This window comes from Paraburkholderia sp. RAU2J (genome assembly GCF_003634845.1).
In the GTDB taxonomy this organism is placed as follows: domain Bacteria; phylum Pseudomonadota; class Gammaproteobacteria; order Burkholderiales; family Burkholderiaceae; genus Paraburkholderia; species Paraburkholderia fynbosensis.
In genome coordinates, this window is sequence record NZ_RBXG01000002.1 from 2,315,141 (window position 1) to 2,333,404 (window position 18,264).

The 18,264-nt window shown below is 59.4% G+C and carries 11 protein-coding genes and 2 pseudogenes; 8 read left to right on the plus strand and 5 right to left on the minus strand.

Translation table 11 applies throughout. The features are described 5' to 3' along the window. The first annotated feature begins 918 nt into the window (after positions 1-918). The 4 genes and pseudogenes from B0G69_RS27855 (at position 919) to B0G69_RS27870 (ending at position 5,557) form a co-directional block, all read left to right on the plus strand. A complete protein-coding gene (locus B0G69_RS27855; RefSeq protein ID WP_121322919.1) occupies positions 919-2,271 on the plus strand; it encodes a glycosyl hydrolase in 1,353 nt (450 codons plus the stop codon). Between the two features lie 544 nt (positions 2,272-2,815). Continuing rightward, positions 2,816-3,184, plus strand: a pseudogene (locus tag B0G69_RS27860) (MFS transporter); the annotation flags it as partial. A gap of 432 nt (positions 3,185-3,616) precedes the next feature. Next, a complete protein-coding gene (locus B0G69_RS42140; RefSeq protein WP_241991489.1) occupies positions 3,617-4,639 on the plus strand; it encodes a PadR family transcriptional regulator in 1,023 nt (340 codons plus the stop codon). A gap of 93 nt (positions 4,640-4,732) precedes the next feature. Further along, positions 4,733-5,557: a siderophore-interacting protein gene (locus B0G69_RS27870; protein ID WP_121322923.1), complete on the plus strand. Its 825-nt coding sequence runs from the start codon at positions 4,733-4,735 to the stop codon at positions 5,555-5,557. Between the two features lie 894 nt (positions 5,558-6,451). Here B0G69_RS27870 and B0G69_RS40745 read toward each other — a convergent pair. Further along, positions 6,452-6,721, minus strand: a complete 270-nt coding sequence (locus tag B0G69_RS40745) for a hypothetical protein (protein ID WP_147440779.1) — start codon at positions 6,719-6,721, stop codon at positions 6,452-6,454. Positions 6,722-8,085: 1,364 nt separating this feature from the next. Between B0G69_RS40745 and B0G69_RS27880 the strand changes: the two genes are divergently transcribed. Together B0G69_RS27880 and B0G69_RS27885 are read left to right on the plus strand one after the other, a co-directional pair. Further along, complete coding sequence (locus tag B0G69_RS27880; RefSeq protein WP_121322927.1) at positions 8,086-9,942, plus strand: hybrid sensor histidine kinase/response regulator; 1,857 nt, start codon at positions 8,086-8,088, stop codon at positions 9,940-9,942. Between the two features lie 658 nt (positions 9,943-10,600). Then, positions 10,601-11,899, plus strand: a complete 1,299-nt coding sequence (locus tag B0G69_RS27885) for a hybrid sensor histidine kinase/response regulator (RefSeq protein ID WP_158608985.1) — start codon at positions 10,601-10,603, stop codon at positions 11,897-11,899. Positions 11,900-12,160: 261 nt separating this feature from the next. On the opposite strand, the gene B0G69_RS27895 is transcribed toward B0G69_RS27885, so the two are convergent. Further along, on the minus strand, positions 12,161-12,589 hold the full coding sequence (locus tag B0G69_RS27895) for a response regulator transcription factor (protein WP_147440780.1): 429 nt from the start codon (positions 12,587-12,589) through the stop codon (positions 12,161-12,163). Between the two features lie 510 nt (positions 12,590-13,099). Here B0G69_RS27895 and B0G69_RS27900 point away from each other — a divergent pair. Continuing rightward, a complete protein-coding gene (locus B0G69_RS27900; protein ID WP_121322935.1) occupies positions 13,100-14,230 on the plus strand; it encodes an IS110 family transposase in 1,131 nt (376 codons plus the stop codon). A 1,079-nt stretch (positions 14,231-15,309) separates the two neighbouring features. After that, positions 15,310-15,969, plus strand: a complete 660-nt coding sequence (locus tag B0G69_RS27905; RefSeq protein ID WP_121322937.1) for a cupin domain-containing protein — start codon at positions 15,310-15,312, stop codon at positions 15,967-15,969. A 71-nt stretch (positions 15,970-16,040) separates the two neighbouring features. Here B0G69_RS27905 and B0G69_RS27910 read toward each other — a convergent pair. The 3 genes and pseudogenes from B0G69_RS27910 to B0G69_RS27915 all read right to left on the minus strand — a co-directional run. Further along, positions 16,041-16,280, minus strand: a pseudogene (locus B0G69_RS27910) (IS6 family transposase); the annotation flags it as partial. Further along, the gene (locus tag B0G69_RS41505) at positions 16,223-16,498 is read right to left on the minus strand and encodes a hypothetical protein (RefSeq protein WP_199731435.1); all 276 of its coding nucleotides are present in this window, start codon (positions 16,496-16,498) and stop codon (positions 16,223-16,225) included. The pseudogene B0G69_RS27910 and the gene B0G69_RS41505, both read right to left, overlap by 58 nt. Next, positions 16,458-18,200 (minus strand): tetratricopeptide repeat protein, encoded by a 1,743-nt coding sequence (locus tag B0G69_RS27915; RefSeq protein ID WP_121322939.1) that lies wholly within the window; start codon positions 18,198-18,200, stop codon positions 16,458-16,460. The genes B0G69_RS41505 and B0G69_RS27915 overlap by 41 nt, the downstream gene beginning before the upstream one ends. Positions 18,201-18,264: the final 64 nt, after the last annotated feature.

Genomic DNA, 18,264 nt, shown 5'->3' on the forward strand with positions numbered 1-18,264 from the left:
TTGAATGGCGTTCTGTCGAGTGGCTCCGCCGGCGTGCGGTCGTCGTAGGAGTTGCGCGCAAACGTCCATGCACCGACGACCAGTCCTTATTGCCCGTGCATGCGCGACCTACCGTGACGCTGGCCGGTTGGCGCCGATCAATCATCGAGTGCGGACGACTATGAAAGAAATCAGGGCCCGTTTATTAGTGACCACTACTAACCCCAGATTCTTTGCAGATCAATATTCTTTCCGGGAGTTTAGCAATTTCCGTACCGCCACCCAGACGCAGCCTTACGAGTTTGTAAGGCGCGATTATTTCAGCCGCGCTTACCGCGCTAATCTCCCCCGCTTAACGGCAGAAATTACCGACAACGATTTGACGGGTATCAGGGGAAACCCGAGAAAAAACACGCTCTAAATGTTTAGATGAATCAGGATATCCACTTAGATCTGGCACCTATATCGCGTCGCCTAGGGAAATGGGGCAAATACGAAGTGGCGCCGGTAAATCGGAGTGAATATTCGAAAAATACCCTCTCTGTAGGCCCTCCCCGTCGGGCACGCGGAGTATATCTGCATTTCCCACCACTCTTAAATCTGCGGACGTCTTAAAGGGCCAAATAACTCGACACATTAGTATTAATAATATAAAAGTATAGTCAACCGATTTATTATCCGGCGTTACATATTGTTACGACGGAATACTCGTTCAAAACGTTTCAGCCGCGTAACATCGCGGCTTCATTGCCTGGGCAGGGAGCGAACGTTCTAAACAAGGCAGGACGTGCGTAATTTAGTTGTCTCTCTTATACCGGGGCGCGTAGGTCGTTACGCCTACCTTTCATCGGTGTTCAGTCGCTGTCAGTTCCCTCCAAGGGACTTAGGACGAGCGCTTGCTTGGTTCAGGACTTTCAAAAAAACTCACTCGTAGTTCAAATGAAATTTCAAACCTTACGTAATTGTTCACTCTACTTAGCACTCCCAATTATTGCGGCGTGTGGTGGTGGAGGTGATGACAAAAGCGACGCAGCAGCCGTCGCCGCCAACGCTGTCGATCCGGTGGCTGTAGTCGATGTCGCGAGGCATCCGCCGTCGGTAAGCGGCACCGCAATTCCACCCGCCACCTCGCTCAACGATTCATCGGGTGCAGTCTGGTCGGTGAAGAAGGGCGTGGTCTATCGGGCGGGCCAGACAGTTGGGTCGACGGCAAACGTCAAGCTGCTGCTCTGGTATGCCGGCAAAATGTATGCGCAAAACACCGGCAACAACTGGTGGGTCTGGCAGAACAACAATTGGGTGGTGTCTGCCGATCCGCGTCCTGCTGCCAGCGCTCCCGCTACCGCGGCAGCGATCCCGTTCTTCGGCATCAATGAGCATTACAACTACGGCGGCATCTACACGTCGATCCCGCTCGCGACTCAAGCGGCAACACTGTCCGACCTGGGTTTGACGGCGAACCGGCAGGACATTCACAGCTACGATCAGATTGATGCCGTGGCCAATACAGTCATTCCAGGCATGGGCTCGAAGATCACGATCATGCCGATGATCGATGCCTATCCATGGGATGATCCGTCGCTCAACGGCAAGACGCCGACAGAGGCGAGCGCTTACGCATATGCCTACTCGATGGCGGCTTATGCTGCGACCAAGCTCAAAGGCGTACCGGTGGTGGAATTCGGCAACGAGTACGACAACGATGGCGATACACCGGTGGCCAATGACGGCGCCAATGTCTCCGACTACGACAACAACACGTGGCCAATCTGGCGCGGCGCGCTGCGTGGCTCGTACGACGGCTGGCGTTCGGTTGACACTGCAGGCTCGACAAAAATTATCGCCACCGCGTCTGTGGGCTTCCTCCATCTGGGCTGGTACAAAGGCATGCTGACCGGCGTCCAGCCGGACGGCACGACCGGACACCCGGTGGTGAAGACCGACATCATTCAGTTGCATTGGTACTCTGACGGTGGTGATCCTGAGAACACGTGGGGCGTGACGGGCACGAACTACAACGTTCTGAAGTCCTTGCACGATGCATACAATCTCCCGATCATGTTCACGGAGATCGGCGTCAACACCGACTTCACCACCGCACAAGCACAGGAGTACATCGCCAAGACGATTCCTGAACTCGTCGCGGCCAAAGCCACGTACAACGTGATCGGTTTCAACTGGTACGAACTGTACGATGACCCGACCGGCGATTACGGCATTCTGACGAGCAGCGCCGGGCAGAAGCCGATTTATGCGGCCATCAAACAGGCCGTCGCAGCGGCGGCCAAGTAGGCAGGGCCATGGTCCGGTTGTGCGCGGGCGGCGCAACCGGATTGAATGATAGGGGGTAAGCCGTTCGCAGGGCTCCGTCGAAATAGGATGTTCTAGTGAGGCACGCGTGCTTGAACGGCTACATTGTCCGCTGGAAATGAACCTGACCTGAGTGCGCTAGTACGTCGCCTATCCACTTGGCTTGCGTCATCTCGATGAATGGAATGTACGCGTCCCGCCCGTGAGCGTGAGAACAAAGGAAGTTGGATCCTCACGGGCCAACGCCATCAATGTGCCGACGTGGAAAACATGAGTCCTCCGAAACAACCGGAGTACTCGTGAACCGGCAGATCAGACGGGCGCAGTCTTTTAGTACCCGTTAGGCCGGCGCGTTCCTGCGACCAACCGGTCCGCCTCGTCGGTGACAGTCACGACTCTGTTATTCGAATGCAGGTCAATTCCGCTATATTTCATTACACCCTCCCTCCGGTTAAAGCTGTTGGCAAACTCACCTTAAGTCCGACGCTTCCATCATCGCAGTCTATCTGGCTGCAACAAGCCGGATAGAGAGCGTCGGTGGCATACGGCGGTGCCCGCGCTCTGTGGCGCAGTCGCGCTGCTTCTTGCAGTCGCTTGGTCGCACAACACGACGCTGGCGATGATCGCGCTATCGCTTGCCACAACGGGCATTCTCACTACGCTCCCGCTCTTCTGGTGTTTCCCGACCGCGATCCTCGCGGGTGCCGGAGCTGCCGCAGGTATTGCCCTTGTGAATGCGATGGGGAATGTGGCCGGCTTCGTCGGGCCTTACGCAGTAGGATGGTTGCGCGAACTCACGGGAACGGCTACCGCAAGCATGGCAATGCTGGCAGGTTTCATTTTCCTTGGCGGGTGCCTGGCGCTCTGCTTTCCGCGTGAATTGGTCAATCGGTAAAGTTGCAGGCGCACGGGACGAATCACTCGTGCCGGTGTTGCTGGCGCGTCCCGATGGCTCGAATGAGACGTCTCCACTGGTCGGCGGCTGTAGCGGTGCGCGCGGACGCGATGCAATTGCCTCATCTGAGAACGGACGAGTGCTGGCAAAAAGCCGCGATACGAGAGCAAGTTCGCACTTTGCGATCACCACAAGCTTCGTCTATTGGCAGCTTGCGTCGCCGCAGGCCGCACTGAAGGCCAATCACCCTAAAAATTGTGCATCGCACAACGTAAATTGGCGTTGCTGCAGACTTTGTTGTCTCTGAACGGCCCTTTTCCGCTTCCCGCAGACTTTGTTGTCCGCCCATAACGGGTCGCAAAAAAATTTGACAGACCATCTTAAGATATATATCTTAAGACACATCTTAAGACATTCACGGGAGTGCCCCGAATGCGAGATCAACCTCGCTTTTCCCATCCGCGCAGCGCGGATGACGGTTTCTGCGCAACCCCCGACCGTACAACGTTCCATAAACTCTGGCATGCGTTCGTCCGCGATCAGGCGCAGCGCGGCGAGCGCGGCGGCGCTGAGTTCGAACGCCGTCACGGCGGACGTGGCGACTGGCATGCATCGCACGGCAATGCACATGGCCACGGCGAGCGCCACGAGTTCTCCAGCGACGAATCTGGCCGGCGCGGTGAACGCGGTGAACGTCGCCCACGCGGTGAACGCGAGTTTCACGGCCACGCCGCTGGTCACCACAGCCGCCGCGAACTCCACGCCGATGCACGCGAGCACGGCCCGCACGGCCGCCACCGCTTCTCGCCGCAAGCGCTGCTGTGGCACGCAATCGGCCGTCATCAGGACCCGCGCGGCGGTGGTCGTGGCGGGCGCTTCGGCGGCGGCCCGGGCGGCTTCGGCGGCGACGGCGAAGGTTTTCCGCGCGGCCGCAAGTTCAGTTCGGACGACCTGCAACTGCTGCTGTTGTCGATGATCGACGCCCAGCCGAGTCACGGCTACGAACTGATCAAGGCGCTCGAAATGCGCTCGAACGGCTTCTACAGTCCGAGCCCCGGCATGGTCTATCCGGCGCTCACGTATCTGGAAGAACTCGGCTACGTCACCGTGCAACTCGAAGGCAACCGCAAGCGCTACGAACTGGCAGACATGGGCCGTGACTATCTGGCCGCCAATCGCGAGCGCGTCGAATTGATGCTGGCGAAGCTGACTCACATCGCCCGCAAGATGGATTCGGTGCGCCGCGCCTTTGCCGGCGAAGAACCCGCCGACATCAGCGAAGGCGGCTGGCTGCCCGAGCTGAACGAAGCGCGCCGCACGCTGAAGCATGCCCTGCTGCGCCGAGACAACGCGCCGGCCGACGAGCAGCGCCGTATCGCCGCGATCCTGATGCGTGCGGCAAGAGAAATCGAAGGCGCCGATAGCGAAAGCAGCGGCGGCAAACCCGCCGCCTGAGATCACGCGGTCTGCTGCCTGCGTGTCCGCACGCCAGCAGCACCGCTGCGCGGCCGCCCCGCGCGATTCAAACCCAACAGGAGCATCACCCTCATGCTGAGCAATGACAATCGACCCGACCTGGCCGTGCATCGTGTGCGCCATCCGCTGAAATTCCGTCTGCTGCAGGTCAAGCAGGTGCGCGCGCTGACCCCGCACCTGATTCGCGTGACCTTCACGGGCGACGATCTGCGCGACTTCGTCTCCGCTTCGTTCGACGACCACATCAAGGTGTTTTTCCCCGAGCCCGGCTCGGACAAACCGACGCTGCCAGAAGCCGGTCCCGACGGTCCAGTGTTTCCGGCAGGCCAGCGTCCGACGGCGCGCGATTTCACGCCGCGCCGTTTCGATCGCGAAGCGCGTGAGCTCGATATCGAATTCGCGATGCACGAGGCCGGCCCCGCCGCGAACTGGGCGGCGCAGGCCAAAGTCGGCCAGCACCTCGGCATCGGCGGCCCACGCGGCTCGCTCGTGATTCCTATCGCGTTCGACTGGCATCTGCTGGTCGGCGACGATACCGCGCTGCCCGCCATTGCCCGCCGCCTCGAAGAACTGCCGCCCGGCACGCGCGCCGCCGCGGTGATCGAAGTGGCCGATCCGTCGGCGCAAATCGAGTTCACGACACAAGCCGAGCTGCATCTGGTCTGGTGTCATCGCAGTGAAGCGCGTGAACACGGCGCGGCGCTGTTGCAGGCGGTCCGCGAGATCTATCTGCCGGAAGACGGCGAAGGCTACGTGTGGGCCGCCGGCGAAGCCGCGACAATGCGTGCGGTGCGCCAGCATCTGTGCGCGGAACGCGGCGTCGACAAGTCGCGCATTCGCGCGGCCAGTTACTGGAAACAGGGCGCGCAAGCGGTTCACGAATCGCTCGACGATTGAACGTGCGCGCTCACCGGACAGCGCGTTTCGCGCTGGCATCGGCGAGCGCGATGAGCAGGCGGTGTAGGCTCGCGCAGACGCCGCGCGTCGAACAACAACAATAAGGAATCGACCGATGTACTCAATCAGTACCCGGCATGAGCGCCGTCTGCTATGGCTGCTCGCGCTGACGCAGTTCACCATGAGGTTTTCTGCTGGTCAGAGGGTGTCGACTTAGGCTACAAAGGCCCTCTGGACATGGGTCCCACGGCGCGTTGGGGAGGGTTGACCCCCTTGCGAGATCTACGACTTTCCGATGGTCGTTCACTTACATTTCTCACTGGAGGTCAGCCGCGATAACGCCAGTTATCGCGGGCAACCTGCCACGCCCTGGCCGACCCCGAGGTCGCGACACGCGGCCGGCCCCGCCCCGGCGCGGCGCCCCACCCTGCCCGGCAGCGGCGCTGCCGGCCAGGTCGGTGGCGCGGGTTTTCCCACTCCGGGCGTGCACAAGATTGAACTAGGGTTCGTACCTAACCCGTCTCCTCCATGTCTTCCCATGGATTCCGGCCCGCCGCGCGCGGGCCTCTGGGTCGGACTCATCTGGCGGCTGTCGCCCCCACCACCGCCGGTCGCGGCGCGAGAGGTTAAACGCCCGGTCTCAGGGTCCCGCAGTCGCAAGGTAGCGCCGCTCAGTGACAAAAATTCGGCCATAGCCGACGTGCGAGCGGGCTCGGTTCTACGTCAGCTATGGGCGGCGGATTGCTGCCAGTGGCGGCGTCGAGCAGTCGGATGGCAGCTTCCTCGATCGGTGCCCTCACGCCTCGCCCCCATTCAGCATCTGTTTTATCTATCGTATCGGTCGTCTCGGTCGTTTCAGATAGCGAGTTGGCTTATCGCGACACAGCCGCCAGGTTAACTACCCTGATAGATATCGCACGACAGGCCCGCCACGCACGGTTGACCGTCTCGGGTTTTGCCGTAACCATTTCGTCCGCCCGATTGGGCTCCATAGTCCCACGGACTGCCGCCGTCCATCGGCATCGCCCGCTGCGATGAATTTAGTGGTTGCTGACTGGACGACTGGCTAGCGACGTCTGACGGTTGCATTTCCTGAGAGTCGGCAGCGCCGGCCGCGGTGAGCAGGAATAGCATGATGGTTACAGCCAAGGGTTGCACTTTCATTTCTTCACCTTTTCGTCATCAACGGGTTGCGTCAGCGACGCCGAACTTGCGCCCGCGGAAAGAATTTCCACAAGTGCGCGGCGAGACGTCGTTTTAAGTGAGCGGTCCCGCGAAGGCTTAATTGACGCGAAGAAGAGTTGGCCTTGGCCCGCACCAACGTTGACGTCCTGCCAGTTGCAACTGGCGCGGCGATTTCGCACTCAAGCTTCGCGACCGCCCAAATGCTCGTTATGACGCCCCCTCCGCTTGCTCCTGAAGCCGTCGCGCCTCTTGCGTGTCGAGGTGCCGCCTCTCTCAGGAGACACCACCTGAAAGAGTGACAGCGAACGCGGTAAGCCGGACCAAGGATTTCGTCCCCTTCGCGATACGGGCATCGGGTACTTTCCAGTCATGGCTCGCGCGCCGTCAGTTCTTTGTTAGCTCCCTCCGAAAAAAACGTTGCATTGTGGATCCATCCGGCACGGTCTGGCATGTTTTTCACCGCCTTGTACCCGTGTGTCGGGCGTACCGCCGTATGCTTCCGTCCCCGCACTCGGGTCAGAGGGTTGTGTTACGGCGTTTTCTTGCGGGGCGGGTTGAGAGGCTTGCGGTGTGCCTTGCGAATGCGCAACACCGGCCATGACAAACAGCACGACAGCGGATGCGACTATCAGTGGTGATTTCATGTTGGTTCCTTTATCTACGTTGAGTTTTCCATTCATGCGATTCGTTATTCTGGTGCCCCGAGCTCGAAATCCACGCGCATCGAGCGTGTCGCGCACGAGCCGCAATACAGGTGGCGATCGATTGATAAGGTTTCCTGAGAGGGCTCGTTTGGAGTTAAAGCGATCAGCCTGTTCACTTCATGTCGACCTACAGCAGTCTTTCGCAAGAGCCAAGGCCGGTGCAGCTCATCACGATGACCAAGCGCTCCGGGTACACTCGACGAATGCCCCCTCAGCGTTGCTGTCCTATTCATTCTTGGTCAGACGCAACGCCGTCGCAACGCACATGCGTAGGCGACGGACCCGCAACGCCGACGAAAGATGTATGCACGCCCGTTAGCCGATCCCAGTGACGTATCAGCAGGTCGCCTTCAATGATGGCGGAGCGCCTTGCTGAACCTTCCGGTGCAGCCAAGAACACATCCCATTTGTTGATACATTTGTGGCTGATGGTAGAAATGGCGACCTGTTATTCTGTTCATATGGGTTTTCGCACGAAGGCGTTGCGCACCGATGACCACCAGCGCCGCTTTCACCGGCATGTGCCGTCGTACCGCTTAGCCACGTTCGGTGGGGACCTGTCTAACCCGCGGTGCGCCGATAGAGCCTCTCGACGTCGCGCGCTCTCCGCGTACGGCGCTTTCCTGATCAAGCGGCCTTATGAGATTCTCAGGCTTCCTGGTACGCAAGTTTGGCTCGGCGGCTGTAGAGCACGCGTTCCGTAGGGACTATGCGCGTCGCTACGCGAGCCAACGCAGGCTGGCCGGCGCCAGCCTCATACTGATATGGACTGCGGTTGCTATCCGTGATTGGTTGCTGCTGAACACGCTTGATCCCAGCATCCTCTTCCACATTGGCTATGTGCGACTTGCTGGTGCCGTGGGTATGGCCCTGCCGGTCTGGTGGATGTGGGGAGCACGCGCCTTTGACGAACGCTGGGCCGTCAGATTACTTTGCATAGTGACGCTAAGCTGCTGGTTCGCCCTATTGGGGTTGGTCAACGTTTACCCACCACTCCGGGTCGGACAGGAGATTTTTCCCGGCTTTTTTGTTGTCCTTTTCCTGATATTCACGTTATTCCGACTTCGTACCATCACGGCAGCATGGTTAGTCGGACTATGCGTTGCAACCTACAATCTTATAGAACTGCTCCAATACATCTGGGGTATCCCCACACCGTGGTCTCACTGGTTTACCACCGGGGCTATGGTGTTCCTGATGTATTTCGTTGGTATTGGCGTCTGCATTCAGTTTGAACTCGCTGCCCGGCGCGAATTTGTGTTCCGGCGGACGTTGCGCGCAGCCAAGACACGCGTTGAAGCCGCGTCCCGCGTAGTCAAGCAACAAAATGAACGCATGAGAGAAGTCGTCAGAGAAAAGGAGCGGTTCTTTTCATCGGCCTACCACGACATCCAGCAGCCTCTCGCCGCGATCAACCTATTTATCCGTAGCGCGCGGATAAAACTCGAAGATCGACACGCCGCAAGCCATGATCTCGACGTTATCGAGGAAACGGCACGCGACATCCTCGACATGTTCAAGGATATTCAGGACTATAGCGAACTGGGTTCATACGTTCCGCACCTGGCGCCAGTCGATACGCGGACCGTGCTTATGGAGGTCTTCGAGCAATACCTCGAGCCGGCGAGATCGCGGGGCATCGAGTTGAGACTCACCCTGCGCCGGCGCTCCCCGCCGCCTATTGAAAGTGACCACGCTTTGTTCAAACGGGCACTGTCCAATTTCATATCGAATGCGATCAAATACACCTCCGTGGGGGGCGTCGTTGTCGGCTGGGTGGAGATCGGGGAACGGCTTCGCATAGACGTGTGGGACACAGGCGTCGGCATCTCGCCCGCGCATCGGGACGCGATATTCGCCGAGTACTATCAGATTGACAATCCTGGCCGCGATCGGTCGAAAGGCCTCGGACTTGGGTTGTCTATCGTCAATCGGATAGTCGGGATTCTGCCGAAGCACAGCATGCGTTTCTGGTCGGTCAAAGGGCGCGGATCACGTTTTTCCCTGTACGCCCCGATATCGCAATCAGCACCCGTCATTGAGACTAAAGATCAAGCGAACGCCGCATGCACGTCCATCCTTAACGGCAGATACATCCTGCTTTGCGACGACGAACCGACCGTTCTCGAGGGCCTGCGCCGGCTGTTCCTCAGTGCTGGCGCACTGGTGGATTCTGCCGGGTCAATGAAGGGATTCGAAGCGATTCTCGCCGACGATGGCCGCGCACCCGACATCATCGTCACCGATATCCGGCTACGGGACGGGCCGAACGGCATCAAGGTCGCTGAACGGATCAGGCAGCATTTCGCCTGGGCAGGCGTGCTTCCCGTCGCATTCATCACTGGCGAACTGGTGTCTCCGCACGCACTTCGCGATTTCGCCGAACCGTTCGTGCTGTTGCGGAAGTCTTCCGCGCCGGAAAGCACGCTCGCTGAAATCAGTCGGTTCGTCGCTGCCCAACGGCCGACAGGCTTCGGTCACGTGCGGGATCCGTGACGGGGGACCTGTCTAACCCGTGGTGCGCCGATAAAGCCTCTCTATGTCGCGCACTATCCGCCCACGGTGGCTTTCCGGATTCAGGCAGGCTATGAGATCGTCAGGCTTCGTAGTACGCAAGTTCAGGTCGGCGGCGATGGAGCGTGCGTTCCGTATGGACTATGCGCGTCGCTACGCGAGCCAACGCAGGCTGGCTGGCGCCAGCCTCATACTGATATGGATCGCGTTTGTTTGGCGTGATTGGTGGCTGCTGAACGCGCTTGATCCCAGCATTCTGCTCCACGTTGGCTATGTGCGACTCGCAGGTGCGCTGGGTATGGCCCTGCCGTTATGGTTGATGTGGGGACCACACGCCTTTGACGAGCGCCGGTCCGTCAGATTACTTTGCGTAGTGATACTGAGTTGTTGGTTTTCCCAATTGGCGTTGATGAACGTTTATCCGGCGAGATGGGTCTTCGAGGAAACTTTCCCCGAATATTTTCTTATCACTTTCCTGATATTCACATCGTTCCGACTCCGCGCAATCACGGCAGCATGGTTGGTCGGCCTATGCGTTGTAACCTTCCGTCTCGCTATTTACCTCTGGCTACGGAGTACTGTTTCCACGCCAAGGCTTCACTGGGTTTCCTGGGTTTCCCGTGGGAATACGGTGTCTCTCATGTATCTTGCCGGCATTGTCGTCTGCATTCAGTTTGAACTCGCTGCCCGGCGCGAATTTGTGTTCCGGCGGACGTTGCGCGCAGCCAAGGCACGAGTCGACGCCGCTTCCCGGGTGATCAAGCAACAAAATGAACGCATGAGAGAAGTCGTCAGAGAAAAGGAGCGGTTCTTTTCATCGGCCTACCATGACATCCAGCAGCCTCTCGCCGCGATCAACCTATTTATTCGCAGCGCACGGATAAAACTCGAAAGTGAACACGCCGCAAGCCATGATCTCGACGTTATCGAGGAAACGGCACGTGACCTCCTCGACATGTTCAAGGATATTCAGGACTATAGCGAACTGGGTTCATACGTTTCGCACCTGGCGCCAGTCGATACGCGGACCGTGCTTATGGAGGTCTTCGAGCAATACCTCGAGCCGGCGAGATTGCGGGGCATCGAGTTGAGACTCACCCTGCGCCGGCGCTCCCCGCCGCCTATTGAAAGTGACCACGCTTTGTTCAAACGGGCACTGTCCAATTTCATATCGAATGCGATCAAATACACCTCCGTGGGGGGCATCGTTGTCGGCTGGGTGGAGATCGGGGAACGGCTTCGCATAGACGTGTGGGACACAGGCGTCGGCATCTCGCCCGCGCATCGGGACGCGATATTCGCCGAGTACTATCAGATTGACAATCCTGGCCGCGATCGGTCGAAAGGCCTCGGACTTGGGTTGTCTATCGTCAATCGGATAGTCGGGATTCTGCCGAAGCACAGCATGCGTTTCTGGTCGGTCAAAGGGCGCGGATCACGTTTTTCCCTGTACGCCCCGATATCGCAATCAGCACCCGTCATTGAGACTAAAGATCAAGCGAACGCCGCATGCACGTCCATCCTTAACGGCAGATACATCCTGCTTTGCGACGACGAACCGACCGTTCTCGAGGGCCTGCGCCGGCTGTTCCTCAGTGCTGGCGCACTGGTGGATTCTGCCGGGTCAATGAAGGGATTCGAAGCGATTCTCGCCGACGATGGCCGCGCACCCGACATCATCGTCACCGATATCCGGCTACGGGACGGGCCGAACGGCATCAAGGTCGCTGAACGGATCAGGCAGCATTTCGCCTGGGCAGGCGTGCTTCCCGTCGCATTCATCACTGGCGAACTGGTGTCTCCGCACGCACTTCGCGATTTCGCCGAGCCGTTCGTGCTGTTGCGGAAGTCTTCCGCGCCGGAAAGCACGCTCGCTGAAATCAGTCGGTTCGTCGCTGCCCAACGGCCGACAGGCTTCGATCATGTGCGGGATCCGTGACTGGCGGGACGCCGAGTTTGATCCCTTTATCCGCCAGCATGACGATGAGTTCAGTACGGCGCCGCAAATTGAAATGCGCGAGCAAATGACTGACGTATTTTCGTACCGTGATGTCTTCGAGCCCCATTCTCAGCGCAATCGCCTTGGACGGAAGCCCGCGCACCAGCCACGCCAACGTTTCGAACTCTCTCGGAGTGAGTCCCAGCTCGGATGCGCTGCTCATTTCCGGATTACCGCTCGGCTGTGCGTTCCCAGGCCCACTTACCGGAGCCTCGTCCGTGCCCATGTCACGCCTGAGCCTCGCGATGCTGGCAGCGGGCAGGAACACGCCCCGGCAAGCACTGCGCTTATCGCTGCATGAAGTGCTTCAGGAGGTGACAACTTGGGGACGTATCCCATGGCGCGAAGTTCGATGCACCGACCGATGGTTTCCACGCTTTCATCGGCCGATATCACGATCACCGGTAACGAAGGGCGCGACTCCTTCAGTTTGGCAAGCGCGCCGCAACCGTGGCCATCGGGAAAATCGAGATCGAGAAATACGATGTGCAGGAACTCGCCAAGCGCATGCTTCACGCCTTGAGACAACGTACTCGCGTGCAGCAACTCGATGTTCGGGAAGAACTCTCTCAGCAGGAGTGCCAATCCGGCTCTGAACAGATCGTGATCATCGACGATCAGTACGCGCATCTCATCGTCTCCCTGTACCGCTTTCGAGGCGAGCTGCAATTACACAGCTCATGCTCTACGTCCGTAGCAGTCGTCCGCTGTGTTCAACACGAATAGTACACGCAGGTCCCCTATGCCACCGACGGTGGCGGCTCAGCCATGTGCCGTTGCCTCGAAGTGACGGGTTCCGCCCGGCACTCGACACCCACCGCCTGACCCGATGGGCGAACGGCAGGAGGACCCCGTCACCTGACCGACATGCTATTCGCACAATTCGGCCAATGCCGACGTTAGACAGGACTGGGCTGGGCTGGACGTCAGCAGTGGGACGGATTGCCGACGGTCGCGGCATCGAGCGGCCCGGCGGCAGCTTCCTGCATCAGCGAACTCACACTCCCGTTAAGACACTATGACTTTCCGTGAGGTAGAGGCTGGCCCGCCGTGAGGAATCAAACGCGGGTTAGCATCGCTGCCAGAGCCGCACGGTGTGGACGGTGCCACACCCGGCGATTTCCCGCACGGGAGGCCAGCATGGAACACGATAGCACGCTGTACGTAGGACTCGACGTTCACAAGGATTCGATCACTGTCGCCTATGCGTTCGGCACCGGCGAGGTCGAACTGCCCGGCAAGACCGGTACGACGAAGACGGATATCGATCGCCTGTGCAAGCGTCTTCAATCGAAAGCGCGACACGTACGCGTTGTTTACGAGGCAGGACCATGTGGCTACGGCCTTTACCGGCAACTGGTCCAGAAGGGATTCGACTGCATGGTGTGCGCGCCGTCATTGATTCCCAGAAAGCCCGGCGAGCGCGTCAAGACGGATCGGCGCGATGCGGTCAAGCTTGTGCGGTCCCTACGGGCCGGTGACCTGTCAGCTGTGTACGTGCCGACCGTCGAGGACGAGGCATTTCGCGACCTCGCCCGCGCATGGATGACGGCCAAAGACGATTTGAGACAGGCGCGGCAGCGGCTCAAGTCGTTCCTGCTCGCGCACGATGTACGCTATGCCGGTCATGCCGACTGGGGACCAGCTCACCGACGCTGGGTGAGCCAGTATGCGTTCGGTAGCGAATGGCAACAATTCGCGTTCGAGGAACTTCGGCGTACGATCGAAGATCGGCTCGCGCAATGCCAGCGTGTTGAAGCCGCCTTGCGTGAGGCAGTGACAAACTGGCGGTTCTATCCGACCGTTCTGGGTCTGCAGGCCATGCGCGGTGTGCAGTTCACCACGGCCGTTGGAATGCTTGCCGAACTCGGCGATCTGTCACGCTTTGAGCATCCGCGTCAATTGATGGCATGGCTCGGCGTCGTCCCGTCAGAACACTCATCGGGTGACAAGCGACGGCAGGGAAGCATCACCAAGACCGGCAATAGCTACGCCAGAAAGTTGCTCGTGGAGGCGGCCTGGAGCTATCGGCATCCGGCACGTGTAAGCGCCGACATTCAGTGTCGGCATGAAGGCATTCCCAAGGCCATCATCGATCGCGCCTGGGACGCGCAGGTTCGACTATGTCGCCGATACCGGAGGCTGGCCGCGCGTGGCAAGAATGCCAATACGACGGTCGTGGCCGTCGCCCGTGAACTGTCAGGTTTCATCTGGGACATCGGGCGCTTGGCGATGTCGCTCGCGTTACCTTATCGCACAGAGGCAACCTGATTACGAAGCACCACGTCGCTCACCCCATAGATCCACGAGTTTCCTGAAGGCGGCGTAGCCCGGCTACTCGAGTAACCCGCGGCACAACCCCGCAACGGATATCACCCGACTTGCGGCTTAAGAATGCGGCAGGCTCATGAGACGGTCCATGTAATGCGGTAACCAACCCGCGGATATCAGGATGATCCACCGTCGAGATTTACTGCTACGCCGCCCTCAGGGAATTCATTTGCGCATGAGAAGACTGCAAACCACACATTCCGATTGACACGGAAAGTCATATCAGGGAATTCATTTGCGCATGAGAAGACTGCAAACCACACATTCCGATTGACACGGAAAGTCATATCAGGGTTATTGGACGCCTGCCCTCATTCACATGGCTGTGAGTGTGCTGCGGCGCGTGTGGGCAGGCGCCCAATGAGCCTCGAGGGAGGAAACCGCGGAGTGGTCCGATGCGGCTGGAATCCTGACATCAATCGACGGGAGTGATTCGTCATGATGAGGCAACTGGGCAGCGGACATCCGAACGTTCAAGCAACGGTGTGAGTGAACGACGCTTCCTGGCCGCGTGCTGCCCGAGGCATCTTGGCCGATAGTGCCCGCTGAGATGCGGCACCACAAAGCCGCCGCTGGCTTGGGCGAATTCTGCCAGGCCGAGCGCCATGCGCAACTTGTCGATCTCCTTTGAAGCGCCTTGTCGCCGACAACCTCGGGCTAACCACCCGCAGCCAGAGTTCGTCACGGATGCCCGTGCATCCTCCCGGGTTCGATACGAACGGTCTCCCCTCCGCGGCTCGTTTCGTCTGTCTCCGGATCGGCCGTCCATCGCGGGCGGAGATCCAATTATGGGCTCGCGCATCTTTGCTCTCGGGGGCGCCCACCATCGGAACGCGTCACTGACATCGGAATCTAACGCACTGCGTTAGTGTCGAGGTTTCGTCAGACGCTGTCCGCACCTACCGCTTCAACCAGTGGCATTGCAGGGTCTGCCGGCCGCGACGCCACACGTCGCACCGCTCACGGGCGCGAGAGGCTCGACAGGAGATGGACAACCAACTTGAAAACGAGGCGATGACATGAAATACGATGGCGGTGCGGTGAAGAAGCTCGATCTCGGGGATGAAAAGGACGCGGCGAAGGATCGCTGGGCCGAGGGGCTCGCCTCGACGACACGGTTTTCAAGCCGAAAACGGCTGCGGCGGGACATCTCGTTGCCGCTGTGGTTTGCCGTATGGATGGTCGCGGCCCTCTCTCACGTGGCATCTGCCCATGCGACCCCGGCCAGCGGATTCACTGGCACGACTCTGGCCAAAGGGACTTTCGCCGAATTTCAAGTCATGAACCGTCTCACACAGAACCAGCTTCAGCAGTTTGCTCCTGGATTCCCTGGAGATACTTGGTCCTCGTTCGAAAAGACCGAGGGGCCGTCAGACTTGTACATACAGACCAACATTTGGGCGCCGGGTGGAACCACTGGCTGGCATAGGCACCCCGGGCACAGCCTGATAGTCATCACGTCGGGACAGTTAACCGAGTACCACGCCAACTGTACGCCGCAAGTGTACGGACCGGGTACAGCAAATGGTACGACGTTGGTCGACACCGGCAATGACGAACACCTCATTCGGAACGAAGGTTCCGTTGCGGCGACAGGTTTCGCGGTCCAGATTGTCGCCAAAGGTGCACAGCGGCGGATTGACGAACCGGCACCGAAGACCTGCTCGTCGATCTTCTGAATAGGATGCGTCGTGAGGGCGTTGTCACATTACCGATCACCCGTCGAATCATAGGCAGGTAAGTCAATCACTCAGAAGACTGCGGACGGATTCTGGGCAGGTTGGGTGAATTTGGGCCATGCGACCAACCGCGCGGCGAGCTGCTTGCGATAAAGCGAAGCGCGCAGCAAATGACGCTTGAGCGCAAAGTGTTGCCGGATTGGCCCGAAGCACGAGAGGAAGACCTGCGTGCGTTCGGGTAGCCGGAACCCTCTCATGCGTCGTTCGCGTTCACGCGTCGGCTGATGGCTGTTCTCTGCACGGTTGTTGACGCGGGCAGCCGCCTTGACGAACCCATGCTTTCACGCCAGGCGGCAAAGACACGATTCACTTCACCGGCGGCGATGCGTTGTTCTTCGAAGCGAACACCTAAGGGCTGTGGCAGATGCATGAAACGATGCGGAAAGTCTACGTGATTATTTAGGTTTCCAAACAATCGCATCTTTGTTTTACGGCGCTTCTCTTGTGTCGAGAAGACGAGCTGCTTCACGCCGGGTCTCTTCCGCCTCGCGCGGTCGCCGGGTCTGGCTGAAAAGCGCACTGAGGTTGCCGAGAGTCCGTGCTTCATCCCGACGGTAGGTCACGGGGTCATCTCGCGACAGAGTCCGGTAAAGGTCCAGCGCACTCCGGTAGGCGTCTTCCGCCTTGCGCGGACGCCCGCTATGAGTGAACAGGACACCTAGATTGTTCAGCATCCGCGCTTCGTCTGGCTTGTAGACAGCGGGAGTGTCCGGCACAAGCGAACGATAGATTTGCAAGGCTTCCTGATAAGCCTGCTGAGCCTCCTTCGGCCGTTGCGTGGCACGATAAAGCGCGCCGAGATTACTGAGCGTGCGCGCCACGTCGGGCAGATAGAGTGCTGGACTCTTGCGGGCAAGCTGCTGCCGGATCGCGAGCGCTTCCTTATAGGCATGCTCTGCCTCGTGGAGTCGCTGTGTGGAACTATAGAGGTTCCCGAGGTTGTTGATCGTACGCGCAAGCGCCGGTCGATAGGCCGCGGGGTTGCCGCGCGCGAGAGCCCGCTGGATCTCCAGTGCCTCGCGATACGCCTGTTCCGCGTCGCTCGGGCGTTGTGTAGCGTCGTACAGGATGCCGAGGTCGTTAAGCATCGTCGCGATTTCAGGCTGGTAGGTCGCGGGGTCGCGATAGGCCAATGCACGATCGATGTTCAGCGCTTCGCGATATGCCTGCGCTGCCTCCGTCAGGCGCTGTGTATCGCGATACAGGACACCGAGGTTGTCGAAGGTTTCTGCCACCGCAGAGCCGTAGGCCTGCGGGTTCTGCTGCGCGAGTAGCCAATAGATCTCCAGCGCCCGCAGGTAGGCTGCCTCCGCTTCCCTTGGCCGTTGCAGCCCAACGTAGACGTTACCAAGCTTCTCGAGCATGCGCGCAATGTGGGGTTGGTAGGCTGCGGGCTTCTCCTGTGCAAGCGCCTGATAGCGCGACAGCAGCGCGCGATAAATCGGTTCCGCACGTTCAAACTCGCGTTGCTCAGCCAACGTGTCCGAAAACGCAGTCGCAGTGTCGGTGTCTTCCGGTTGCAACGAGTAGGCCCTTTCCAGGTACGGCACTGCGTTGCCCGGCGTGAAGCGCAGCAACTCGATTTCGCCAGCCTCATAACTACGGGCCGCGAGCACCTGCGCGGTTCCCTGTTTTTCTCCAAGCAGCTTCGTTAGTCGATGCGATGCACCGTCCAGATCGAAGCGCTCGAGCGCTTCATCTATTTGCAGTTCAAGAGGATCGGAACTCCGTGCGATCGACGATCTGCGTAGCAGATCGTCGTAACGCACGCCCCATTGCCGGGCTTCGGCCACGGGGTCCGCGTCGGGCCGCGCGCTGATTTGCCCGGCAAGGCGTCCAATAAGCGGTCCGATGTTGGCGAACGCGGTATCGGTGCCGTGCTCAATGCGGCCCGAACGCACCTGTACGGCAGCCAGTATCACGTTGGCGGCTCTCGCGAGCGAGACGATCTGGAGATCGGAGAGTCTGGCGCCCTTCACCGAACGGTTCAATTCGGTAACCATGCGGTTGAGGGCCCGGACGGGGACTCCACAATTGGCCTGTACTTTGAGGCCGTCTTTGACATCGACCTCGGAGAACGCCGGAGAACACGAACCCGCCGCATTCGCCCCCAGAGATCCTCCGAACAACACGGCCATCGTCACGGCCGACAGAAACTTGCACGCACTCATGTCCCGTCACGCTCGCCGCTAGCCGCTAGCCGGCCTGCCCGGCTAGAGAGCAGACGTTTTCCAG